General features: G+C 38.8%; 27 protein-coding genes, 1 pseudogene and 1 riboswitch. Of the genes and pseudogenes, 16 read left to right on the top strand and 12 right to left on the bottom strand.

Annotation, left to right across the window (positions count from 1 at the left end; genetic code table 11):
• Positions 1 to 11: 11 nt before the first annotated feature.
• From accB to PRIP_RS02805, 3 genes are all read right to left on the bottom strand, one after another.
• Positions 12 to 476, bottom strand: a complete 465-nt coding sequence (accB, locus tag PRIP_RS02815; RefSeq protein ID WP_036099333.1) for an acetyl-CoA carboxylase biotin carboxyl carrier protein — start codon at positions 474 to 476, stop codon at positions 12 to 14.
• A 182-nt stretch (positions 477 to 658) separates the two neighbouring features.
• Positions 659 to 1,219, bottom strand: coding sequence for an elongation factor P (gene efp, locus PRIP_RS02810; protein ID WP_036099332.1), 561 nt, complete (start codon positions 1,217 to 1,219; stop codon positions 659 to 661).
• A gap of 71 nt (positions 1,220 to 1,290) precedes the next feature.
• Positions 1,291 to 2,352: a M24 family metallopeptidase gene (locus PRIP_RS02805; RefSeq protein WP_036099329.1), complete on the bottom strand. Its 1,062-nt coding sequence runs from the start codon at positions 2,350 to 2,352 to the stop codon at positions 1,291 to 1,293.
• A 220-nt stretch (positions 2,353 to 2,572) separates the two neighbouring features.
• Between PRIP_RS02805 and PRIP_RS02800 the strand changes: the two genes are divergently transcribed.
• The 4 genes from PRIP_RS02800 to PRIP_RS02785 all read left to right on the top strand — a co-directional run bounded on the left by PRIP_RS02800 (position 2,573) and on the right by PRIP_RS02785 (position 4,898).
• Entirely contained in the window at positions 2,573 to 3,478 is a 906-nt protein-coding gene (locus PRIP_RS02800; RefSeq protein ID WP_077912890.1) for a DUF1385 domain-containing protein, read from the top strand.
• A 9-nt stretch (positions 3,479 to 3,487) separates the two neighbouring features.
• Positions 3,488 to 3,763, top strand: a complete 276-nt coding sequence (locus tag PRIP_RS02795) for a hypothetical protein (protein ID WP_036099326.1) — start codon at positions 3,488 to 3,490, stop codon at positions 3,761 to 3,763.
• A gap of 121 nt (positions 3,764 to 3,884) precedes the next feature.
• Positions 3,885 to 4,199, top strand: coding sequence for a rhodanese-like domain-containing protein (locus PRIP_RS02790; protein WP_077912889.1), 315 nt, complete (start codon positions 3,885 to 3,887; stop codon positions 4,197 to 4,199).
• A gap of 57 nt (positions 4,200 to 4,256) precedes the next feature.
• Positions 4,257 to 4,898: a pentapeptide repeat-containing protein gene (locus PRIP_RS02785; protein ID WP_036099325.1), complete on the top strand. Its 642-nt coding sequence runs from the start codon at positions 4,257 to 4,259 to the stop codon at positions 4,896 to 4,898.
• A 50-nt stretch (positions 4,899 to 4,948) separates the two neighbouring features.
• Here PRIP_RS02785 and gcvPB read toward each other — a convergent pair whose 3' ends face one another.
• Genes gcvPB through gcvT form a run of 3 tightly spaced genes read right to left on the bottom strand, consistent with a single transcriptional unit; the run spans position 4,949 to position 8,890 of the window.
• The gene (gene gcvPB, locus PRIP_RS02780) at positions 4,949 to 6,433 is read right to left on the bottom strand and encodes an aminomethyl-transferring glycine dehydrogenase subunit GcvPB (RefSeq protein ID WP_036099324.1); all 1,485 of its coding nucleotides are present in this window, start codon (positions 6,431 to 6,433) and stop codon (positions 4,949 to 4,951) included.
• The gene (gene gcvPA, locus PRIP_RS02775) at positions 6,430 to 7,776 is read right to left on the bottom strand and encodes an aminomethyl-transferring glycine dehydrogenase subunit GcvPA (protein ID WP_036099323.1); all 1,347 of its coding nucleotides are present in this window, start codon (positions 7,774 to 7,776) and stop codon (positions 6,430 to 6,432) included. Before gcvPA ends, gcvPB begins: the two co-directional genes overlap by 4 nt.
• 16 nt (positions 7,777 to 7,792) lie before the next feature.
• Positions 7,793 to 8,890 carry a glycine cleavage system aminomethyltransferase GcvT gene (gene gcvT, locus PRIP_RS02770; protein WP_036099322.1) on the bottom strand — a complete coding sequence of 366 codons (1,098 nt, stop codon included), beginning with the start codon at positions 8,888 to 8,890 and terminating at the stop codon, positions 7,793 to 7,795.
• Between the two features lie 93 nt (positions 8,891 to 8,983).
• Positions 8,984 to 9,077, bottom strand: a riboswitch (glycine riboswitch).
• A gap of 357 nt (positions 9,078 to 9,434) precedes the next feature.
• On the opposite strand from gcvT, the gene comGA reads away from it, so the two are divergent.
• Genes comGA through PRIP_RS02720 form a run of 10 tightly spaced genes read left to right on the top strand, consistent with a single transcriptional unit; the run spans position 9,435 to position 15,638 of the window.
• On the top strand, positions 9,435 to 10,454 hold the full coding sequence (gene comGA, locus PRIP_RS02765) for a competence type IV pilus ATPase ComGA (protein WP_036099321.1): 1,020 nt from the start codon (positions 9,435 to 9,437) through the stop codon (positions 10,452 to 10,454).
• Entirely contained in the window at positions 10,432 to 11,463 is a 1,032-nt protein-coding gene (comGB, locus tag PRIP_RS02760; RefSeq protein ID WP_036099320.1) for a competence type IV pilus assembly protein ComGB, read from the top strand. Before comGA ends, comGB begins: the two co-directional genes overlap by 23 nt.
• Positions 11,464 to 11,485: 22 nt before the next feature.
• On the top strand, positions 11,486 to 11,806 hold the full coding sequence (comGC, locus tag PRIP_RS02755) for a competence type IV pilus major pilin ComGC (RefSeq protein ID WP_036085422.1): 321 nt from the start codon (positions 11,486 to 11,488) through the stop codon (positions 11,804 to 11,806).
• A complete protein-coding gene (locus PRIP_RS02750; protein WP_052008689.1) occupies positions 11,803 to 12,228 on the top strand; it encodes a type II secretion system protein in 426 nt (141 codons plus the stop codon). Before comGC ends, PRIP_RS02750 begins: the two co-directional genes overlap by 4 nt.
• A complete protein-coding gene (gene comGE / locus PRIP_RS02745; protein WP_036099319.1) occupies positions 12,225 to 12,527 on the top strand; it encodes a competence type IV pilus minor pilin ComGE in 303 nt (100 codons plus the stop codon). The genes PRIP_RS02750 and comGE overlap by 4 nt, the downstream gene beginning before the upstream one ends.
• On the top strand, positions 12,493 to 12,945 hold the full coding sequence (comGF, locus tag PRIP_RS02740; protein ID WP_036099318.1) for a competence type IV pilus minor pilin ComGF: 453 nt from the start codon (positions 12,493 to 12,495) through the stop codon (positions 12,943 to 12,945). The genes comGE and comGF overlap by 35 nt, the downstream gene beginning before the upstream one ends.
• A gap of 4 nt (positions 12,946 to 12,949) precedes the next feature.
• Entirely contained in the window at positions 12,950 to 13,312 is a 363-nt protein-coding gene (locus PRIP_RS16095) for a hypothetical protein (protein WP_052008688.1), read from the top strand.
• 21 nt (positions 13,313 to 13,333) lie between these two features.
• Positions 13,334 to 13,849, top strand: coding sequence for a shikimate kinase (locus PRIP_RS02730; protein WP_077912884.1), 516 nt, complete (start codon positions 13,334 to 13,336; stop codon positions 13,847 to 13,849).
• The gene (locus PRIP_RS02725) at positions 13,846 to 14,784 is read left to right on the top strand and encodes an ABC transporter ATP-binding protein (protein ID WP_036099317.1); all 939 of its coding nucleotides are present in this window, start codon (positions 13,846 to 13,848) and stop codon (positions 14,782 to 14,784) included. The genes PRIP_RS02730 and PRIP_RS02725 overlap by 4 nt, the downstream gene beginning before the upstream one ends.
• A complete protein-coding gene (locus tag PRIP_RS02720) occupies positions 14,781 to 15,638 on the top strand; it encodes an ABC transporter permease (RefSeq protein ID WP_036099316.1) in 858 nt (285 codons plus the stop codon). Before PRIP_RS02725 ends, PRIP_RS02720 begins: the two co-directional genes overlap by 4 nt.
• A 15-nt stretch (positions 15,639 to 15,653) precedes the next feature.
• On the opposite strand, the gene PRIP_RS02715 is transcribed toward PRIP_RS02720, so the two are convergent.
• From PRIP_RS02715 to rpmG, 6 genes and pseudogenes are all read right to left on the bottom strand, one after another.
• Positions 15,654 to 16,682: a YqgU-like beta propeller domain-containing protein gene (locus PRIP_RS02715; RefSeq protein ID WP_149023741.1), complete on the bottom strand. Its 1,029-nt coding sequence runs from the start codon at positions 16,680 to 16,682 to the stop codon at positions 15,654 to 15,656.
• Between the two features lie 211 nt (positions 16,683 to 16,893).
• A complete protein-coding gene (locus PRIP_RS02710) occupies positions 16,894 to 17,853 on the bottom strand; it encodes an ROK family glucokinase (protein ID WP_036099315.1) in 960 nt (319 codons plus the stop codon).
• Positions 17,854 to 17,871: 18 nt separating this feature from the next.
• Complete coding sequence (locus PRIP_RS02705; RefSeq protein ID WP_036085431.1) at positions 17,872 to 18,078, bottom strand: YqgQ family protein; 207 nt, start codon at positions 18,076 to 18,078, stop codon at positions 17,872 to 17,874.
• A gap of 12 nt (positions 18,079 to 18,090) precedes the next feature.
• Positions 18,091 to 19,639: pseudogene (locus tag PRIP_RS02700) on the bottom strand (rhomboid family intramembrane serine protease).
• A gap of 93 nt (positions 19,640 to 19,732) precedes the next feature.
• Complete coding sequence (locus PRIP_RS02695) at positions 19,733 to 20,287, bottom strand: 5-formyltetrahydrofolate cyclo-ligase (RefSeq protein ID WP_036099314.1); 555 nt, start codon at positions 20,285 to 20,287, stop codon at positions 19,733 to 19,735.
• A 61-nt stretch (positions 20,288 to 20,348) separates the two neighbouring features.
• Positions 20,349 to 20,498: a 50S ribosomal protein L33 gene (gene rpmG, locus PRIP_RS02690; RefSeq protein WP_003719608.1), complete on the bottom strand. Its 150-nt coding sequence runs from the start codon at positions 20,496 to 20,498 to the stop codon at positions 20,349 to 20,351.
• A gap of 200 nt (positions 20,499 to 20,698) precedes the next feature.
• Here rpmG and PRIP_RS17520 point away from each other — a divergent pair, with 200 nt between their 5' ends.
• Positions 20,699 to 20,881 carry a hypothetical protein gene (locus tag PRIP_RS17520; RefSeq protein ID WP_241434072.1) on the top strand — a complete coding sequence of 61 codons (183 nt, stop codon included), beginning with the start codon at positions 20,699 to 20,701 and terminating at the stop codon, positions 20,879 to 20,881.
• A complete protein-coding gene (locus PRIP_RS17515; RefSeq protein ID WP_241434071.1) occupies positions 20,871 to 21,053 on the top strand; it encodes a hypothetical protein in 183 nt (60 codons plus the stop codon). The genes PRIP_RS17520 and PRIP_RS17515 overlap by 11 nt, the downstream gene beginning before the upstream one ends.
• The last annotated feature ends 10 nt before the right edge of the window (positions 21,054 to 21,063 follow it).

Here is a 21,063-nt window from a genome sequence, read left to right as displayed (position 1 = left end):
TTAATTACCCCTTATTTCTTTCTAACTTTAAATAACGGTTGGCCAAATTCGACTAATTCTCCATTAGAAGCAAGTACTTCGACGATTTCCCCGTTTACTTCTGCTTCTACTTCATTCAATAATTTCATTGCTTCGATGATACATACCGTTGTTTTCTCGTTTACGGAGGCTCCTGCTGACACAAAATCTGGGCTTTCTGGATTTGGCGCACTGTAGAATGTTCCAACCATTGGCGATGTAATCATGTGTAAATCTTCTGCTACTGGTGCTGGCGTTTCTACTTGTGCTTCTGTTGCTGGTTGTTGTGGCGCTGGAAGAACGGCTTGTACTGCAGGTGCTGTTGGAACGTTCGCTACGGCGTGTTCACCACCCTTTTTCATTTTGATTTTTCCTTTTTCTGTTTCATATTCGAACTCAGTCAATGAAGACTCATCCACTAATTTCACAAGTTGCTTAATTTCGCTAATTGAAAACATTATTATAAACACTCCTTAAAATTCATCTATCCATTATATATAAGTTCAAATGCATTCGCCACGCATCTTAATTATTGTATCATACTTTTAAAAGAAACTCGCCGTTTAAGCCCCTTTTTTTGCAAAAAAAATAGCCGTGTCAATTCCTGTTGTTATGCCTAGAATTGACAGACTATTTCTATTTATTGGGCACGTGACACGTAAGAAGATTCTGTTGTGTTAATTATCAATGTATCATCCACATTAACGAAGAAAGGAACATTGACAACTAAACCAGTTTCAAGAGTCGCTGGTTTAGAACCTCCAGAAGATGTATCGCCTTTAATTCCTGGATCCGTTGCTACTACTTTCAATTCTACTGTATTTGGAAGATCAACACCAATGGTTTCTCCTTGGTACATAACAATCTGCACTTCCATATTTTCACGCAAAAATTTCAATTCATACTCGATTTGTTTTTCTGGTAGTTCGATTTGCTCGTAAGATTCTGTGTCCATGAATACGTGTTGGTCACCGCTTGCATATAAATATTGCATTTTACGGTTATCAATTTGTGCTTTGGCTACTTTTTCACCGCCACGGAATGTTTTTTCTTGAATCGCGCCAGTACGTAAGTTACGTAGTTTTGAACGAACGAATGCCGCGCCTTTTCCTGGTTTTACATGTTGGAAATCTAGCACGCGCCAGATGCCGTTATCAACTTCAATCGTTAAGCCTGTTTTAAAATCGTTTACTGAAATCATCTTTGTTCCTCCTACTTTTAAGTTGGTTTCATCCTTACTTATTTAACCACAAAACGTATCATTATACAATTCTATAGGATAATTAGTTCTTTAGAAGAATGTGTTAAGACTTCATTGCCTGCTTCTGTAATTAAAATATCATCTTCAATCCGCACACCGCCAATGCCTGGCAAATAAATACCCGGCTCGTCCGTTACGACATTTCCTGGCACTAATACATTAGGACTCTTCATCGAAAGATTTGGTCCCTCATGGATTTCTAAACCAATGCCGTGACCAAGTGAGTGACCAAATGCCTCACCGTAGCCTTTAGAAGCGATATGATTACGAGCAATAGCATCTGCTTCAATGCCTGTTAAACCTGGTCTTAGCGCATCGATAACTTTTAATTGTGCTTCAAGTGTAATTGCGTAAATTTCTTTTAGCTTCTCACTCGGTTCACCAATCGCAATCGTACGCGTCATGTCAGAGCAATAACCGTTATAATAGCAACCGTAATCCATCGTTACAAAATCGCCCACTTCAATGATTTTGTCAGAAGCAACACCGTGTGGCAGTGCTGAACGTACGCCAGAAGCAACAATCGTGTCAAACGAAGAGCCAGAAGCGCCGTTTCTACGCATGAAAAATTCTAATTCATTCGAAACTTCAAGCTCTGTTAAACCAGGTTTAATGAACGTTAAAATATGCGTAAACGCTGCGTCTGCAATCTCACACGCCGTTTTAATTGCTGAAAGCTCTTCTGCCGTCTTCACTTTGCGCATATCTTCTAAGATGTCGCTAAACGGCTCCAGTGTCGCAGAAAAAGAACTTTGCATTAATTTATGCTCAGCAACAGTCACATAAGCTTCTTCGAAAAAGACTGTTTTCAGCTTTTGTTCCACAATAATTTCTTCTATCGTATCCAAAATCGGACCTTTATTTTGGCGTATTTCGTAGCCCACCGCTTGTTTTGCTGCTTGTTCCGTATAACGGAAATCCGTGATGAAGAACGCTTTATTTGGCGTAATTAAAGCCATACCAGTCGTTCCTGTAAAATCCGCCACGTAGCGACGATTGTAATCACTCGTCACTAGAATAGCATCCATTTTTTTATCCGTAAGTATTGCTTGAATTTTAGCTAGTTTTGTCATTTTTATTCCTCCTAAAAAAATCATTATGTATCATGATTTGCACTCGAATACTGCTATTCTATCATAAATGCGATAAAATAACTTTTTTTATGCGTTAAAAACTATACGAACGGATGAAATTAGCGTAGAATAACAGGTGTATATTAAATAAGGCTGGTGAACCATTTTGAGTGAACAGACAAAAGGAATATATGGAGGACAGGCAGTTGTCGAAGGTGTCATGTTTGGCGGTAGAAAAGAAACTGTGACAGCAATTAGACGAAAAGACGGCTCCATCGAATACTTCTATTTAACAAAAAATCCTCCTGCGTGGGTACAAACATTAAAACGTATCCCATTCATCCGCGGCATCGTTGCCCTAGTGGAATCAAGCGCTATCGGTTCCAAACATCTTACTTTCGCAACAGATCGTTATGATGAAGATCCGCAAGACGAAGTAGAGAATGTAAAAATCGAGAAAAAAGAATCGAAATTAGCTATGTGGCTTGGCGTCGCCGTTGTCGGTGTACTTTCCTTTATTTTCGCCAAATTTGTTATGACGCTAATTCCCGTTTTCATAGCCAACTTGTTCCGCCCGCTCGTTTCTGGCGATATGGGACAAATCATGTTGGAGACATTGTTTAAGTTAATTCTTTTGCTCGGCTATATCTTCGCCGTTTCGCAAACCCCAATTATAAAACGCGTTTTCCAATATCATGGCGCCGAACATAAAGTCATTAATTGCTATGAAGCGGACCTGGAACTAACGGTTGCCAACGTGCAAAGCAGATCCCGCTTACACTATCGTTGCGGCTCTAGCTTTATTCTATTTACAGTCATTGTCGGTATGTTCATTTATATGCTCGTCCCAACTGATCCCCTTTGGGTGCGCGTTGTGAATCGGATTTTACTTATTCCTGTCGTACTCGGCGTTGCCTTTGAAGTATTGCAACTAACGAACAAATGCCGTAACATTCCTATTTTGAAATACTTAGGCGTGCCAGGGCTATGGCTACAATTATTAACAACGAAAGAACCGCAAGATGATCAAGTAGAAGTTGCGATTGCTTCGTTCCAAGGATTACATCGCGTAGAACAAACAAGCAAAGAAGCTATACTTCCGGAAAATTTAGAATTACTTGAGTGAGGTGGCAAGATGCGTAAATTCCCGATTTGGGTGTACATTTTAGCAATTTTGGCGGTCATCGGTATTTTTACAGTTGGGTTTAAGAGCATTTTGAGTAGCGTTATCGTTTCTGTTATTGTGATTCTCCTCATCTGGCTTGTCTTTCGGTTTTTTAGCACTAAACCACGGAAGGACGATAAGTACCAAGCAGCCGTGAAACAATCGCAGAAATTGCGCGCCAAACAGCAACCAACTAGAAAAAAACGTAAAACTTCGCTGAAAGTCATTGATGGAAAGAAGAAATAAGTTATAATAGTAATTGGAAATAGATATTTGAAAGGGGTATATCAGCTTGAATATTGACTGGAGTTGGGTTTTAGCAATCGCGATTTTGCTTGTATTGCTAGGCTATGAATTGTATCAATTCATGATGAGAAGAAAAGCATTGACCATTTTAACAGAGGAAGAATTTAAGAAAGATTATCGGAAAGCGCAACTAATTGATGTTCGCGAACCAAACGAGTTCGATGCAGGACATATTTTAGGAGCACGCAACATCCCGATGTCTCAAATGAAAGCTCGTAAAGCAGAAATTCGCCAAGACTTACCCGTTTACTTATACTGTCAAAGCGCCCAACGAAGCAACCGCGCAGCTATCCTGCTTTATAAGAATGGCTACCGCAACTTGTTCCAACTAAAAGGCGGCTACAAGAAGTGGACAGGAAAAACGAAATCCAAATAATAATTAAAAAACCACTAGAGCAATGCGGCCTGGTGGTTTTTCTAAAGGAGAATGTATATGGCAAAGAAAATCCAACAACCGAAAATGCCACCACAACTAGCTACATTTGACCCAGACTGGCTATCTGAGGAAGTTTATTTACGTGAGGTTTTAATCGAAAACCAAGATTTCAACCCCGACCCAATGGAACGCATTGTTTTAGACCAAGTCATTATGCGCAATGTGCATTTTGTTACGAAGGAATTTCCGAACATCGAGTTGACAGATGTTATTTTTGAAAAGTGTGACCTTTCTAATGTTCTGTTCAATACGGCGGTCATTCATCGTTGCCAATTCATTGATTGTAAGTTGACTGGCGCTGATTTATCGGATTCGATTATCCATAATACAATTTTCCAGAACTGCTTAATGACCATGAGTTCCCTTGGGTTCACGAAATTCAAGCATGTTGAATGGACAGATTGTTCGCTTCGTAATGCAGATTTCTATGAATCAGAACTAAAAAATTCGGAAATCATCGGATGCGAATTGGATGAAGCCAATTTTTCAAATGTGGCGATGGAAAACATTGATTTAAGCGCCAATCATTTCGATAACATGATGGTGTCGCTAGATAAACTGCGTGGTTGTCGTGTAACTTCTGAACAAGCGCTTAGTTTTGCGAGAGCCCTTGGTTTAGCGATTGTGGAAGATGAATAAATAGAGACGCTGAGCATTCCCGAATGAGACAGGGAGACTCAGCGTCTTTTTTAGTTGGTTACTTCATCTTCTATTTTTTCTTGATAACGTAAAACTGGTTTTCTTGCAGCTCTCGTTTCATCTAAACGCTTCACATACGTATTGTATGGGGCTTCTTGTACGATTTCTGGGTTATCCTCTGCTTCTTTTGCAATCTTAAGCATAACGTCGATGAACTCGTCTAAGGTTTCTTTCGACTCGGTTTCTGTCGGTTCAATCATAATCGCCTCTTCCACAATGAGCGGGAAGTAGACTGTTGGTGGGTGGAAATTATGGTCTAACAGACGCTTCGCGATATCCAATGTTCTGACGCCCAGCTGTTTCTGACGCTTACCAGATAACACAAATTCATGTTTACAAATTTGATCAAATGGTAAATCATACGCCTGCTCTAAGCGTCGCATCATGTAATTCGCATTTAATACAGCATACTCCGTCACTTTCTTCAAACCATCAGGACCCATCGTACGGATATACGTATAAGCACGAACATTAATGCCGAAATTACCATAATATGGCTTAACGCGACCAATAGACTGCGGATAATTGTAATCAAACGTATATTTATCCTCTTTCTTTGTCAAAACTGGTGTCGGCAAGAACGGAATCAAGTCTTTCTTAACACCAATCGGGCCAGATCCAGGTCCACCACCACCATGAGGGCCAGTAAATGTTTTATGCAAATTCAAATGCACAGCATCAAAGCCCATATCTCCAGGACGTACTTTTGCCATAATAGCGTTTAAGTTCGCACCATCATAGTATAATTTCCCGCCAGCTGTATGAACAATATCCGCCATTTCAACGATTTCCGCTTCAAAAAGACCCAACGTATTCGGATTGGTTAACATAAGCGCTGCAGTGTCATCACCGACAACATTTTTCAAGTCATCAATGTCTACAAGACCTTTGTCATTTGATTTCACAGTGATGATGTCAAAACCAGCCACAGAAGCTGACGCAGGGTTCGTACCGTGCGCAGAATCTGGAATGATAACTTTTGTCCGATGATGATCGCCATTCGCTTCATGGAAAGCACGAATTAACATTAAGGCAGTCCACTCGCCATGTGCACCGGCAGCTGGTTGTAGTGTAACTTCATCCATTCCTGTAATCTCCACAAGACTTTCTTGCAAATCGTATAGTAATTCCATCGCACCTTGCACAGATTCTTCTGGTTGGTACGGGTGAACATTGGCGAATCCAGGGAAACGCGCTACTTTTTCATTAATTTTTGGATTGTATTTCATCGTACAAGAACCTAGTGGGTAGAATCCTGAATCTACGCCAAAATTATGGTTCGACAAGGTTGTATAGTGACGCATTAACTCTAATTCACTTAGTTCAGGCAAAGCTGGAGGTGTCTCTCTAACATACGCTGCGCCGAATAAATCGTTTAAATCCACTTCTGGTACATCGCGCTCAGGCAGGCTGTAACCAACACGACCAGGAACGGATCGCTCAAATACTAATGGCATTGTTTCGCTATTATTCATTTTGCACCCTCCAAACTTGTTACAAACGTTTCAATTTCTTCTTTTGTACGCATTTCTGTCACTGCAACGAGCATATGATTCGCATATTTTTCTTCGTAAATACCTAAATCATATCCCCCGATAATGCCCTGTTCCAGCAACTCCAAGTTTACCTCTTTCACTGGTTTCGATAATTTCACGACAAACTCATTGAAGAACGCATCGCCTAGAATTACTTCAAAACCTTTGTCTCGGAAAGCTTTCTTAGCAAAATGAGATTTATCAACGTTTTGTTGCGCCATTTCAGTGATTCCCTGTTTCCCAAGCGCACTCATAGCTACAGAAGAAGCTAACGCATTCAATGCTTGGTTAGAACAAATATTAGATGTTGCTTTATCACGACGAATATGTTGCTCACGAGCTTGCAATGTAAGTACATACCCGCGTTTTCCGTTTTCATCAACCGTTTCCCCCACAAGGCGTCCTGGTACTTTACGCGTTAATTTCGAATTCACTGCAAAATAGCCACAGTGAGGTCCACCAAACGCTTCGGAAATCCCGAATACTTGTGTATCACCGACAACGATATCTGCTCCAAATTTACCTGGTGGCGTCAAAGCTCCAAGCGCTAATGGATTGCTGGAAACAACAAACAGAGCTTTATTATCGTGAGCAAGTGGCGCAATTTCTTGTAATGCTTCAACTTGTCCATAAAAGTTCGGATACTGCACGATAACTGCAGCAACAGAATCATCCATTTGCGATTGTAAAACCGCTAAATCCGTCACGCCGTCCTTCTCATCAATTTCAATTACATCAATATGTTGGCCAGATGCGTAGGTTCTCACGACATTCCGGGATTCTGGGTGCACCGCTTTTGAAATCAAGATTTTTTTGCGTTTTGTGTGAGCACTTGCAAGCATTGCGGCTTCTGCTAGTGAAGTTCCGCCATCATACATGGAAGAGTTCGCCAAGTCCATGCCTGTAATTTCAGCAATCATCGTTTGAAATTCGAAAATCGCTTGCAACTCTCCTTGCGAAATTTCTGGCTGATAAGGCGTGTAAGCCGTGTAAAACTCAGACCGTGAAATAACACTATCCACAACGGTTGGTACATAATGATCGTAAACTCCTGCCCCTAAAAAGGAAGAATACGCCACTGAATCCGCATTTTTTGCAGCCATGCGAGCGAGCTCTTTTAGTAAGGCTGGCTCAGATTTTGCTGGTTTTAAGTTATACTCCCGATTAAAACGAATCGACTCCGGAATATCCGTAAAAAGTTCGTCAATAGAAGCCACTCCAATCGTGTCTAGCATGTCCTTTTCATCTTGCTCCGTCATTGGTAAAAAACGATGTTTCGCCATATCTATATCCTCCTCATTATTTCGCGCGTTTATAAAATGGGGTTGGAACTACTTTTGCTTGTAACTTCTTATTACGAACTTCCACTTCAACAAGACTTCCTAGCGCTGTGTAATCAATATCAATTAATGCTAAACCTAAATTTTTGCCAAGCGTTGGAGATTGGGTGCCGCTTGTCACAATACCGATTTCTTTATCCCCTGCAAAGACTTTGTAATCGTGTCTTGGAATACCGCGATCAATAAGCTCGATACCTACTGATTTACGAGTTAGACCAGCTTCTTTTTGAGCGATCAATGCTTTTTTACCTAGGAAATCGGCTTCTTTTTGAAGTTTTACCGCAAAGCCAACGCCTGCTTCCAGTGGTGAAATATCTTTGGAAAGCTCCTGACCGTAAAGTGCTAAATTCGCTTCAAAACGCAATGTATCACGCGCTCCAAGACCAATTGGAAGTGCATCCTCTTTCAGAATTGCCTCCCAAACCACTGGCGTATCTGCTGCTTTTGTATAAATTTCAAAACCATCCTCACCAGTATATCCTGACCTAGAAATCAAGGCTTGGACTCCTGCAACTTCTACATTATCCACAAAACCGAAGAACCCAAGTGCTCCTAAATCCGCGTCTGTTAACTTTGCTAAAACCGCTTCGGCATTAGGTCCTTGTAATGCCAATTGACCATATTCTAAAGATACATTCTGAACGTTTACATCATCCGTTGCATGTTCTGCTAGCCATTCATAGTCTTTATCTGTATTCGCCGCGTTAACAACTAATAAATAATCGTTCTCCGCAATCATGTACACTACTAAATCGTCTACAACACCACCAGTTTCATAACACATAACATTGTATTGCGCTTTACCGGGCTTCAATTTAGAAATGTCATTAGATAACATTTTCTGTAGGAAATCTAAGCTACCTGTCCCTTTCACAGTCACTTCACCCATATGAGACACATCAAATAACCCAGCATTTGTTCTCACAGCCTCATGCTCGGCTTTAATCCCTTGAAATTGCACTGGCAAATCCCAACCACCAAAGTCAATTGTCTTCGCGCCATACTTCTCATATAGCGAATAAATAGGCGTTTTCTTTAGCTCTGTTAGTTCAGTCATGTAAACTCCTCCTCTTTTTTACATACTAAAAGGACTTACTCGTTAAAATAAGTCTCTGTCGTACTCCAAAAAGAAGAAATGACTCCAGAGTTGCGTCCCATAAACATCCTTTTGCCTGAGAGTTTCACATTCATATGCTTTCCCCGTCGGCGCCGCAAAAATATGCAGTCTCTCTGTCTATTTTCATCCGCTCTTTTATGTAATGATTGCCTTTTCTACATGTTACCATGAGAAGTTATCGTTCGGCAAATAATATACTTCGAGTATTTGTATTCCCGCATTCGGATAATTAGTTCGGAATGAAAGGCTTTACCGACAAATTAAACAAAAATCGTACGTATGTGAAGAAATTATCAAATCATCAATTATATAAATAAATTTTTGGGATTGTTTCTGTGAAAAATGACTCCCTTTTCGGCTCAAAAATAGAAGTTTGTGAATTTTTCAAGCTCAAAAATCCCATTTTGTATTTTTAAGTGAAAGAGGAATTCTAATGGTTAATGTCGAATACGTTTAGCATAGACACAAAAAAGGAGTTGAATGTATGATTCAAAACTTAGCTGATAACTTGCTAGATCAAGCTTTATTCCTCGCAGTAAGTGACATCCACCTTATTCCGGTCGAGGATGACTACCGTATTCTTTTTCGAATCCACGGACAACTGCAAAACTTTACCGTGATGCCATTTGATGTTGGTGAACGTTTGCTCGCTCACTTGAAATATAGAGGCTTTATGGATATCAGCGAGACACGCAAACCCCAAAGTGGCGCCTTTCAAGCAGTACTCCAATCACAACTTGTTTCTGTACGATTAGCTACAATACCGAACTTTCGCTTTATAGAGAGTATGGTAATTCGTGTTTTTTCAGAGAATGATATGCAACCTTTCCAACAAAGTACAGTTTTTAAGCATATATCTTCTAGCATCCTATACCATGTCAAAAATAAGTCTGGACTCTTACTATTTTCTGGTTCAACAGGCAGCGGTAAAACATCAAGCATGTACAGCCTAGCTCACTCATTAAGCTTATGGTCGCCATTACAAATCATTACTATCGAAGACCCCGTAGAACGCCCCGTATCGACTTTTTTGCAAGTGCAAGTGAATGAAAAAGCTGGTTTAGACTATGCTGATATTATTCGCGCAACATTGCGTAATGATCCTGATATATTAATTGTCGGAGAAATAAGGGACAGTCATACTGCTAAAATGGTCATTCGAAGCGCGTTAACTGGACATCTGGTGCTGAGTACTGTACATGCTGATAGTACTTATGGCGTATTGGCGCGTTTGCTGGAGCTAGGTATCGATCGAGAAGAGATTAGACAATGCTTGTTAGGCGTTACCTATCAACAACTTGAGAGGCTCTACTGTCCATTCTGCGCCGATTACTGTCATGCTTTATGCAATCATTTCTCCAAAAAACGTACTGCTTTGTATGAATTTATAGACAAAGAGCACATTCATAGCTTTTTCAAGACCACGGAGGAAGCAAAACCATCAAATACAATTATCGAGCAACGAAAGAAAGGAGTTTTATATGGATTTTTTTCTCCGCAATAATTGGCGTACAGATGGTGAATTTTTAGTTCGCCTCGCTGATTTATTAAGTAAAGGCTTCACGATGGAAGAAGCTATCTCATTTCTTTCCATTACAACGCCGAAAGATTCTGAACGGAATGCCAAAATACTACAAGCGCTCCAAACAGGATCTCCGTTCAGTGAAGCCCTGCTACAAGCTAAATTTCCTAGTTTTGTATGTACGCAGTTACACTATGCGAGCCGACACGGTTTTTTCAATGAGACAGTTCAAGAAACAGGTAACCATCTAACTCGTAAAGCTGAGCAACAAAAAGCATTACGTAAAATTTTTCAATATCCACTTATTTTATTTATGACAGTCATTATCGTATTTTTTCTTTTACGCATTTTCTTATTGCCTAAATTTGATACTTTATTTCAACAGTTGAGCCACGGCGACAATCAGACAACAAACTTTACGTACTTCATTTTAGAAAAACTACCACTCATCTTTCTGGGATTCCTTGGCCTTGCTTTCGTACTCTGTATGTTCTTCTTGACAAAACAGCGAAATAAAAATTCCTATGAGCGCGCACACCTTTACTGTCAAATTCCTGTCGTAAAAAGATTCATGCGACTTCATTACTCACAGCTTTTCGCACGAGAATGCGGATATCTTTTAAAAAGCGGATTATCCATCAATGACATGGTGAAAGTGTTCGCATTGCCAGATTCCCCGCCTTTATTCCAATACATCAGTAAGTTAATCGGAAAATCATTCTCAGAAGGAAAAGCATTCACTAACGCATTAACCCAATTCACCATCTTCGAATCAGAAATGATTTATATCATTAAACATGGTGAAAAAAACGGCCAATTAGCAGAAGAACTATTGTTTTACTATACGCTTTGCCATCAGAAATCTGAAGAAAAGATAGAGAAGATATTCAGCTTCATTCAACCAGCTGTTTTCATGGTTATTGGCATTCTCATTGTTTCTATTTACCTGTCCATCCTATTCCCAATGTTTTCAATGGTCAACTCGATTTAAATCAACTAAAGGAGCGATTACAATGTTTAAAAAAATTAATTGGAAAGATGAATCTGGTTTTACCCTCGTAGAAATGTTAATAGTTCTGTTAGTCGTAAGTGTTCTTCTCCTACTTACTATTCCAAATATCGTGAAACAAAGTAAATCTATCAACGACAAAGGTTGCGACGCTTTCATAACCATGGTGCAAGGACAAGCTCAAGCATATCAATTAGAACACAATAAAGTTCCTACACTACAAGATCTGCTTACAGGTGGTTATTTATCTGGTGAACAAAAGAAATGTCCGAACGGAAAAGATGTTGTTATCGATAGTAACGGAAAAGTGACAGAAGCACCGTGAAGCAGAATGGATTTACACTAATAGAAATGCTTCTTGTCTTAGCAATTACCTTGATGATATGCAGTATAAGCTTCATTCCCGCAGGTTCACTTATCGTTCAAATATCAGAACGCCAAAACCTCGATCAATTGAAGATAGATATTATGCGACTCCAATCAATTGCAGTCTTAACAAACCAAGAAACAGTTCTAACTTTAGACGGTTCAAAAAAAATGTATTTCGGGACCACCGCAGATTCCATGCAACCTAAAATATCTAGCAAGTTCACTGAAACACTCCATTTTGCAGAGAAAAGCGAGCAGGTTTTTCGCTTTTCTCCCCCATATGGTAACATTAATAAATTTAAAACCATTGTCATAGAGGGATCGAAAAAAAAAATATGCCCTCATCTTTCAAATTGGAAAAGGGAGGTTTCGTATTGAAGAAATCTAACGGCTTCTCACTTTTAGAATCACTTTTCTCACTCAGCATGTTATCGCTTATCGTCTTATCTCTTCTTCCCATGACAATTCAAATGAAGCAACAGCTATATGAACAAAATCAAAAAACAATAGCCTATCAGCTTCTAGCCGAAGAAAGTAAATTTCATGTAGATTCATCAGCTTCTACAAATTATAAAACAACAATAAACAAGTATGGCTATCAAATAACCTATAGCAAGGAGGCGAATAAAGTCTGTGCTCTCTATGCAAAAGAAGATATATGCTTCTCAATCAAATAACCAAGGCTTTACTTTATTAGAGTCCCTATTTTCACTACTCATCGTCGTTATTATCGCATCATTCATTCCACTTATTTTTCAATCGTATCAATCCATCCTTAAAGCATCAGACATTAATAAAAATTATGAATGGCAAGTGTTCCTAAATCAAATAGGCAAAGAATTAAATATGTCTAAGCAACTCACCGTTTCAGAAAACAGCATCACGTTTCTTTCATCGGATAAAGTAATCACCTATGAAAAATATCAAAATATGCTGCGGCGCTCCGTAGATAAAAGAGGACACGAACCACTCCTAACAAACATAAAAAGAAGTACCTGGACAAAACTAAATGACCAGCAACTTTTATACACCGTCATCTTTGAAGATAATCAGGAATTAACTGCACGTTTTTCAATCAGCCAAGAAAGGAGCTAACCTTTTGAAACAAAATGGATTTACTTACGTTTTATGCTTATACATTACAGCACTGGGAATTACGACTATGCTTGGCACCACAAGCATCTTCCAGACAAAAATCCAAATGGAAAAACAGCTACAAAATCATTATCTCGCCTCCACTATTTTAAATCTATCTATTCCAAATAATATTTCTAAGATACAAAGTTCTCAAAAATCATTCACAGAGAAGCACAATAGCGCAATTTTATGGTATAATTGGGCAGAAAGTTCTGAAGATAGTATCACCTATGCTATAACAATTCAATTAAACAATGGTTACACATCGAAACAAACTATCTGCTGGAATATGAAAACCAAAAATCTACTCGTTGATACTAAGTAAATATAAGATTAGGAGGTTTGTATGGATCAAATCGTTTTAACTGGCTTTATGGGGGCTGGCAAATCAACCGTTGGCAAAATACTGGCGGATACCTTAGCCCTCCCTTTTATAGACATCGATGACGAGATACAAAAAGAACAACAAATGCCTATTACAGCAATTTTTGCTCAATTAGGTGAATCTAAGTTTCGCGAGCTCGAACATAAAATGCTACTACAAGCATTGCAAAAAAATGTCGTAATAGCAACCGGTGGCGGTATTATATTGTCCGAGACCAATCAATCAGCACTCAAAAATGCGAATCACGTAATATACTTGAAAACAAATCCGCAAACATTTTTAACAAGACTTTCAGGAGATACATCACGCCCTCTTATTCAAGAAAAGAGCCCGCAAGAGATTCAGGCAATATTCGATTCACGTACGCATTTATACGAAAATACGGCACACCTTATTGTTGAAACAGATAACTTAACGCCCCATCAAATCGTCGACAAAATTAAAAATTATTTTCAACGCGGAAAGGAGCAATCATGACACAACCAGTACTAGAAATCAGCCATTTAGTAAAAAAAGTAGGCGCTAAGACCATTATTAATGATATTTCATTCTCCGTTGAAGCTGGAGAAATCTTTGGACTCTTAGGACCAAATGGAGCCGGAAAAACAACCATTATCCGTAGCATTGTCAAGCTAATCAACAAAACAAACGGTGGTATCAAAATTCTCGGTCAAGACATCGACATAAATCACACAGAAGCAATAAAAAACGTTGGTGCCATTGTTGAAAATCCCGAATTTTATCCATATATGACAGGACTACAAAATCTAAAAACCTTTGCCTCCATGTCTCGAAAAAAAATAACGAATGAGCGAATGACAGAAATCGTGCAACTTGTACATTTAGAAAAAGCCATCAATAACAAGGTGAAAACATATTCGTTAGGTATGCGCCAAAGACTAGGTGTCGCCCAAGCGCTCATTCATGATCCTAGACTACTCATTTTTGATGAACCAACAAATGGGTTGGATCCAGAAGGAATGAAAGAGTTTCGGTTACAGATGAAAGATCTTGCTAAACAAGGCGTTAGTGTGCTTGTATCGTCTCACTTGTTAAATGAAATGGAGCTTCTATGTGACCGTTTTGCTATTATTGAGCAAGGAAAACTTATTCATATTGCTGATATGAAGCAAGAAACCGTAGCGAGCGAACCACAAGTCAAGACCTTTCATATGCATTTAGAACCGCTAGAAAAAGCCAAAGAGTTACTTTTTAATTGGAATATCAATTACATACTAGCCGAAGAGAGGACAGCTCACTTCTTCATAGAAATTGTGCCTTCTGACATCCCGAAATTAGTGAAAAATCTCGCTTTAGCCGATATTTCCATTTTCACAGTGGAAGCACAAACAAAATCATTGGAAGAGCGGTTTTTAGAGATAACGAATCATACTGGAGGTAGTATGCAATGATGGCATTAATAGCAAATGAAACAAGAAAAATATCACTTCGCTTCAGTACCTGGCTATATCCAATAATCATTATGATGGTTATACTTGCTCTAGCGACAATCTTTAAATCTATTTCACCCGATATTGATAACGTTCAATTCATGCTCTCCATTAGTGGCATTATCATGTTTCTAGTCGCACTCTTCTCTATTGTTATTGCCAGTTCTGTTGTTGCTTCAGAATTCAGTTTTGGGACAATTAAATTATTATTGATTCGACCATATAAAAGATGGGAAATCCTCTTGTCAAAATACATTGTTGTCATGCTTTATGCTATTGTGCTTGCTCTTTTTACATTACTAATAGCCTATCTAATTAGTGGTGTGCTTATCTCTTTTGGAAGCTTGACACAAGATGTAAGTAGCACAATACCAACGTATTCAGAGAATGGCGATGTCTTAAATAATGGGGTAACGGCAATTCATGCGCTAGGTACACAGCTAGGATTCTTTCTAGTGGAGTTAATCTTCTCGATGTCTATTGCATTTATGGTATCTTCCCTTCTGAGAAGTCAAGCGCTGGCGGTTGGAATTGGCTTGTTTTTGCTATTTATCAATAGTATCGCTGGTGGTATCACCTTAATGTTAGCGGAGAAATTTGATTGGTTTAAATATATCTTTGTGACACCTCTATATTATATCAATATGCATTCAAATGGAGTGGGTAATATGGAAATGAATAGTGGTCTATCGACAGGCCTAGCGATTGGAATTCTTGCCGTATATTACATCTTATTTATGGCTCTATCCTTTATTTTTTTTCCAAAAAAGAGATGTCTCTGTCTAATTCTATGCAAGAAAAACATGCCAGGTTAAAATGCTTGGCATGTTTTAATACATTTTATCTTGATGCTGTATCAGGTAAGTTATGTTTTTAGTTTTTAAATCAATAATTTGATCAAATAAATAACCATACAGACAATATCTACCATTCGGAGAAGTTAGAATCGGTTCGTTACTGACAAGCTCTAATATAGTCTTCTTCTTTTTTGCTTTAGGATCGACACTGACTAACTTAAATTCCCCGCCATAATCTTTTAATTTTTTACTTTCATATGGCTCGAATGTAAGGAAATTTTGCTGTTCTACATTTAAATCATAAAACGGAAAGAAAGTACCGAGTTCGTCATAAACCCTCGGTGCATGATAGCGGTAGTAAGACTGAAATCCTATTGTCCTAAAATTATAAGTCATCTCTTGCTTCGTGTCGCCGGGTTCCATTGTTAACAATGTGTTTGCCGAAACCACGAACTGATAAATATTGGCTGCAATCAAGCTTTTCATTTGCTTATTGCGCATATCCTCTAAATATAAATCGCCTTTATCATCTTTTGGCGAAATCTTCTGATTAAAAACAAATAGATTATCACTGTACCATGTTACAAATGGTGCATCTGTGTTCAACTTGGTCAAAGCACCAGATAAGATATCCCATTGAAAAACTTGATAATTCCAATCTGTATCAAATGTTGTTAAGAACATTTTGTCCTGATTATCTTGGTTCCAGCCAAATTCGATATTTTGCGGCTTTATAGTTTTTGTATACATTAGCGCGCCAGACATGGAAATCACCTCTAGGGAAGCTTCTTTTTTATTTGCCGCTGAATAAAGTAAAAAGCGGTCGCGATTTGGACTAATAAGAACTTCTGAGATAACATTTTTTGTTTCATAAATAGTTTTCCTTTTGTTTGTAAAGACATCTAGGCTTTCGAATGTCATCTTCTTATTTCCCTTTAGTTGCACTAATACATGATTGTCATCGATCCAGCCGACTACTCGTTGAAATTCTTTTGATTTAATGTTCGATGTTTTAATTGCGTCAGGCGTGTTTGTTTTGTTTTTTGGTCGGTGCTTTCTCACTTTCGCAACCATAGGAAAGAAATAAAAGACCCAGGATAGTAATTAGAAAAAATATGCGTTTTTTATTCATCTCTCTCCCCCCAATTGTTTGTATGTTTAATTACATTTTACCCTGACATTCCGACACTAAAACAAATTTCCAGCAAAATAAAATAAGTAAGCGATATTATTAGTCTAAATAGGTACTAATAATATCGCCAATCAATAGCTTTTATTCAGCTGGAAGTGCTAACCACGCTGCACCTAGAACTCCTGCATCGTTTCCTAGAGTTGCAATCGAAATTGATGTCGACTCTCGTACTGCTGGGAAAACCATACCTTCGAAATAAGCTTGAATTGGTTTTAGTAACGCGTCACCTGCCGCAGAAACACCACCGCCAATAATAATTTTTTCTGGATTTAGCATGTTACCAATATGGCTACACGCAAGGCCAAGATAGAAGCAAATATGATCAACTACTTTGGTCGCTAACTCATCATTCTCTGCTGCCAGTTCGAAAATAAGCTTCGATGTTATTTCTTCTGATGTTGTCTTCAATTTGGAACCTTTCTCATAGGTTCTAGCTAAATCTTTTGCAACTCGAACAATGCCTGTAGCAGATGCAATGGTTTCTAAACATCCTTTTTTGCCACAAGTACAGTCGTAGGCATGTTCACTTGTGTCTACAGTTATATGTCCAATCTCTCCTGCTGCACCTTTTGCTCCGTGAAGAATTTTTCCCTCAGCGAAAATACCACCACCGACACCTGTTCCTAATGTTACGAAGAATACGTTCGCAGAGCCTTCACCTGCGCCTTGCCATCTTTCTCCTACAGCTGCGATGTTAGCATCATTATCTAAATACACATCTAAGCCTGTAATCGCCTTTAAGTCTGCTGCTACATTCTGTGTTTTCGCCCAATTAAGGTTATAGGCGCCTTTTACAGTTCCTTTTTCATAATCAATCGTTCCTGGGGTACCCATTCCGATGCCATAGAAACCGCTGTTGTCTAATTGCAAATCGGTTAATTTCTGATTAATGCTGTCGCCGATATTGCGAACTATATGAGATCCTTCGTCTTCTATGTCTGTTGCGACAGACCACTTTTCTTCGATTTTTCCATCTGTTGTTAGAATCGCAATTTTTGCAGTAGTTCCACCTAGGTCAACACCAATTAATTTCTTTTCCATGTTCACATGTCTCCTAATCTACACTCTATTTTTTGCTTTCTCTTTATCCAGCTCCACTTTTAAAATCGATCGCGCACGAGCATATACTTCTCGATCAAGCAATTTATGTTTAAACAGTTCGGTAAGCTCGTACTCCATCATCTCAATGTCCCACTCCCTTTTCCCTAAGTAGACAAAGATGCCATATTTCTTAAGCAATTGAGCCACATCATAAACTGTTTTCATAACGATACCTTCTTATCTCATTTGGATTTTGCTTTCTAAATACTGCTTATACTGCATATATGTTTCGGAATTCTCCTGCTCTACAGCGATGCTTGCTTCTTTTAAAGCTTGTTTCAAATCGCCTTGCATCTCGTAACTCCTAGCTAATAAGAAATGGGCATGGGGGGTTAAAAGGCTGCATGCGGATTGCTTCCTTTGCGTAAATTGCGGCTTGTTTCTCGTTGTCTTTTAATGTTGCAATCACTGCCAAATTGGTGAATGTGGCGTCATCAGCGCTATTCGACACTTTTAGCCGATCTAATATAGTTTGTGCAGTATCCAAATCTTCATTTTGAATAAATGTTCCTGCAACTCCGTTTGCATTTTGTGGATCATATGGTTGCTGACCTTTACTAAAACCGAACCATAGGAAAAATGCGGTTAATACGACAACAGAAATACCATAAAGGACACGGCGCCAATGGAAATATTGGTTAGGCATGGATAAGGCACCTGCAATCAAGAATCCACCAACCAATCCCCCGACATGACCAGCTAAGTCAATTCCTTGCGAAAATAAATCAACCACTAAATTCACAACAACTAACCCAGCAATGCTGATTCCTAGTGAGCGCGCATAAATATGCGGTTTTAGTACGACTAAATAGAGCAAGGCCCCGAAAATACCGAAAATTGCTGTGCTAGCACCCGCTGAGACATTTACATTAAATACAAAGCTTGCAACGACACCGGTAATACCAGATATAAAATAAATAACTGCATAACGCCATTTTCCGTAAAGTTTTTCTGCCATTGGTCCGATGATATAGAGGACAACTGAATTCATGAGTAAATGTAGCAAGCCTATATGGATGAACATCGGTGTAATAAAGCGCCACCATTCGCCAGCATAAATAAGCGGGTTAAACTTAGCACCCCAACGAACTAGATTGTAAGTATTGTTACTTGTTCCACCGGTGAACGTCATGATTAAGAATACAACAATCTGAATAGCTAGTAAAGCATAGGTCACATAAGGCTTGTCCTTGCGAGCCTGTACTTGTTCTTCACTAACCTTTGTAGTAATGTAATTAATAACATGACTGCGTTCTTTTACTACAACCGCCTCATCAATGTCTTCTGGAACACGGAAAGTACCTGCCGGAATATTCAGCGATTCCTCTATGCCAGGTAATTGTGCGTTCGCTTCTTCTTTATCAATCAATATATTATTTAAATGTATTTTCTCGTTATCGGATTGTAGCGGCTTGTCGAACCATTCTGAAATGTCCCCAACCGGTGCAAAAGGTGTAATATAAATATTGACAAGTGGGAGTTTCAAGCGCCCCATTTGTTTACGTAAGTCTTCGCAAACACGCATTACTTGTTCAATATCACGCTCTACCACATTTGCCCAGCTAAGTTCCTTCATCTGAATTCGAATCACTGGCCGTTTCTTCTGGGCTGGATTGTCTAACCATAGTTCTTGTTTCTTTTCATGGAGATGAATTAAGCGATAGCCCTCTTCTACAAGAAAATAGTTCGTTAATCGCCAAAAGATATACTGTTCTTGGAAGCTCAAAAAATTCCCTGCTTTCTTTAAAATCCTATTTATAAGTAATACTATACGCAAAAAGGAGAGTCTTGTAAATCAATCTCTGCCATTTTTCTGCTATTATTTTTGATTTGCTTCGATCAGTAGTTTTTGAACAGGTAAGTCGTGGTTTTCTAGTGTGAAATTGGTAGTCATTTGGTCAGTATAGCAAAGCGAAATCGTATTGCCTTTATATCCTGCTAAATAGCGGTCATAGAAGCCTCCGCCAAAACCAATTCGATACCCATCTGAGCGGAAAACGACACCAGGAACGATAAGTAAATCTATTTCTTCTTCTGAAATAATTGGTGCATCTTTTGTAGGCTCGTACAAGCCGAGTGCTTTTTGTATTAGTGGATCATTTGGTTGGTAGCGACGAAAATGCATCGCTCTAGTTTTGTTATTCGTTTCAGGAATGGCCACTATTTTACCTTCTAGCCAAGCGCGACGAATGATTTCTTTTGTTGCGACTTCTGGAAAGCGAGCGATTGTGATACCAATAGTTGTCGCTTGATGCCATACTTCTTCATTATAAAGCTGTTTAGCAAGGCTTGCGGATCGGTTTTCATATGTAATTTCATCCATTTCGTTTAGCTTTGCCAATGTGTCATGCCGTAAAATCGCTTTTTCTTCCATTTTGAAAGCCCCCTTCACTCATAAAAAGCTAAAAAAAAGCAACAGGCGAAAATCCTGCTGCTTACTTAGTTTCGCGGTGCAAAGTCACACGGCGCAATCTTGGACAATATTTTTTTAATTCAATACGTTCCGGGTTTTCACGTTTGTTTTTAGTTGTAATGTAGTTGCGATCGCCGCACTCTGTACATTCTAAAGTAATATTAACACGCATTCTATTTCCCTCCAGACTCTTTCAAACGGATTATTTATCTATCAGACCTGTATTATAATATCATTTTTAAAGGCTTTGCGCAAGGATTCCTGAGCTTTTCTTTTTTATTTTCTTTACAATCTGTCTTTTTGACTATGTTTTTACTCCAAATTGTGCTATAAATAGAAGTAGAGTTTAGGAAAAGAGGTGTTATTCACACAATGACGGTATTAATCATAATTCTCCTTGCTTGTTCTGTTGTCCTATTCTTGCTTTCATTTATGCAAAAAGGAAATAGCAAACAATTGGAAAGCGAGCTTGAAGAGATTGCATCACAATTAATGCAAGAGAACTTCGAATTAAAAAAAACGCGTGTCTACCCTGGAAGATACAATGAAAATTGATGCTGATACTGTTACACCAGTCCGCACATCAAGTAAGAAACTGCGCGACCTGAGAAAGAAACAAATCATCAATTTGTATACTTCTGGTGTCACTATAGAGGAAATTATTGTTCAATCCGAGCTTTCTGAAGAACAAGTAAATGAAATAATCGCTGAATACGTTGCTCATTAATTAGGAGCTA

This window comes from Paenilisteria riparia FSL S10-1204 (genome assembly GCF_000525995.1).
GTDB lineage: Bacteria > Bacillota > Bacilli > Lactobacillales > Listeriaceae > Listeria_A > Listeria_A riparia.
The sequence above is the reverse complement of the archived record's forward strand: the minus strand, read 5'-3'. Positions and strand labels throughout refer to the sequence as shown.

Bases quoted from the DNA above. Each gene is read 5' to 3' on its own strand.
- accB (WP_036099333.1), bottom strand. From the start codon at position 476: ATGTTTTCAATTAGCGAAATTAAGCAACTTGTGAAATTAGTGGATGAG.
- efp (WP_036099332.1), bottom strand. From the start codon at position 1,219: ATGATTTCAGTAAACGATTTTAAAACAGGCTTAACGATTGAAGTTGAT.
- PRIP_RS02805 (WP_036099329.1), bottom strand. From the start codon at position 2,352: ATGACAAAACTAGCTAAAATTCAAGCAATACTTACGGATAAAAAAATG.
- PRIP_RS02800 (WP_077912890.1), top strand. From the start codon at position 2,573: ATGTTTGGCGGTAGAAAAGAAACTGTGACAGCAATTAGACGAAAAGAC.
- PRIP_RS02795 (WP_036099326.1), top strand. From the start codon at position 3,488: ATGCGTAAATTCCCGATTTGGGTGTACATTTTAGCAATTTTGGCGGTC.
- PRIP_RS02790 (WP_077912889.1), top strand. From the start codon at position 3,885: ATGATGAGAAGAAAAGCATTGACCATTTTAACAGAGGAAGAATTTAAG.
- PRIP_RS02785 (WP_036099325.1), top strand. From the start codon at position 4,257: ATGGCAAAGAAAATCCAACAACCGAAAATGCCACCACAACTAGCTACA.
- gcvPB (WP_036099324.1), bottom strand. From the start codon at position 6,433: ATGAATAATAGCGAAACAATGCCATTAGTATTTGAGCGATCCGTTCCT.
- gcvPA (WP_036099323.1), bottom strand. From the start codon at position 7,776: ATGGCGAAACATCGTTTTTTACCAATGACGGAGCAAGATGAAAAGGAC.
- gcvT (WP_036099322.1), bottom strand. From the start codon at position 8,890: ATGACTGAACTAACAGAGCTAAAGAAAACGCCTATTTATTCGCTATAT.
- comGA (WP_036099321.1), top strand. From the start codon at position 9,435: ATGATTCAAAACTTAGCTGATAACTTGCTAGATCAAGCTTTATTCCTC.
- comGB (WP_036099320.1), top strand. From the start codon at position 10,432: ATGGATTTTTTTCTCCGCAATAATTGGCGTACAGATGGTGAATTTTTA.
- comGC (WP_036085422.1), top strand. From the start codon at position 11,486: ATGTTTAAAAAAATTAATTGGAAAGATGAATCTGGTTTTACCCTCGTA.
- comGF (WP_036099318.1), top strand. From the start codon at position 12,493: ATGCAAAAGAAGATATATGCTTCTCAATCAAATAACCAAGGCTTTACT.
- PRIP_RS02730 (WP_077912884.1), top strand. From the start codon at position 13,334: ATGGATCAAATCGTTTTAACTGGCTTTATGGGGGCTGGCAAATCAACC.
- PRIP_RS02725 (WP_036099317.1), top strand. From the start codon at position 13,846: ATGACACAACCAGTACTAGAAATCAGCCATTTAGTAAAAAAAGTAGGC.
- PRIP_RS02720 (WP_036099316.1), top strand. From the start codon at position 14,781: ATGATGGCATTAATAGCAAATGAAACAAGAAAAATATCACTTCGCTTC.
- PRIP_RS02710 (WP_036099315.1), bottom strand. From the start codon at position 17,853: ATGGAAAAGAAATTAATTGGTGTTGACCTAGGTGGAACTACTGCAAAA.
- PRIP_RS02705 (WP_036085431.1), bottom strand. From the start codon at position 18,078: ATGAAAACAGTTTATGATGTGGCTCAATTGCTTAAGAAATATGGCATC.
- PRIP_RS02695 (WP_036099314.1), bottom strand. From the start codon at position 20,287: ATGGAAGAAAAAGCGATTTTACGGCATGACACATTGGCAAAGCTAAAC.
- rpmG (WP_003719608.1), bottom strand. From the start codon at position 20,498: ATGCGTGTTAATATTACTTTAGAATGTACAGAGTGCGGCGATCGCAAC.
- PRIP_RS17520 (WP_241434072.1), top strand. From the start codon at position 20,699: ATGACGGTATTAATCATAATTCTCCTTGCTTGTTCTGTTGTCCTATTC.
- PRIP_RS17515 (WP_241434071.1), top strand. From the start codon at position 20,871: ATGAAAATTGATGCTGATACTGTTACACCAGTCCGCACATCAAGTAAG.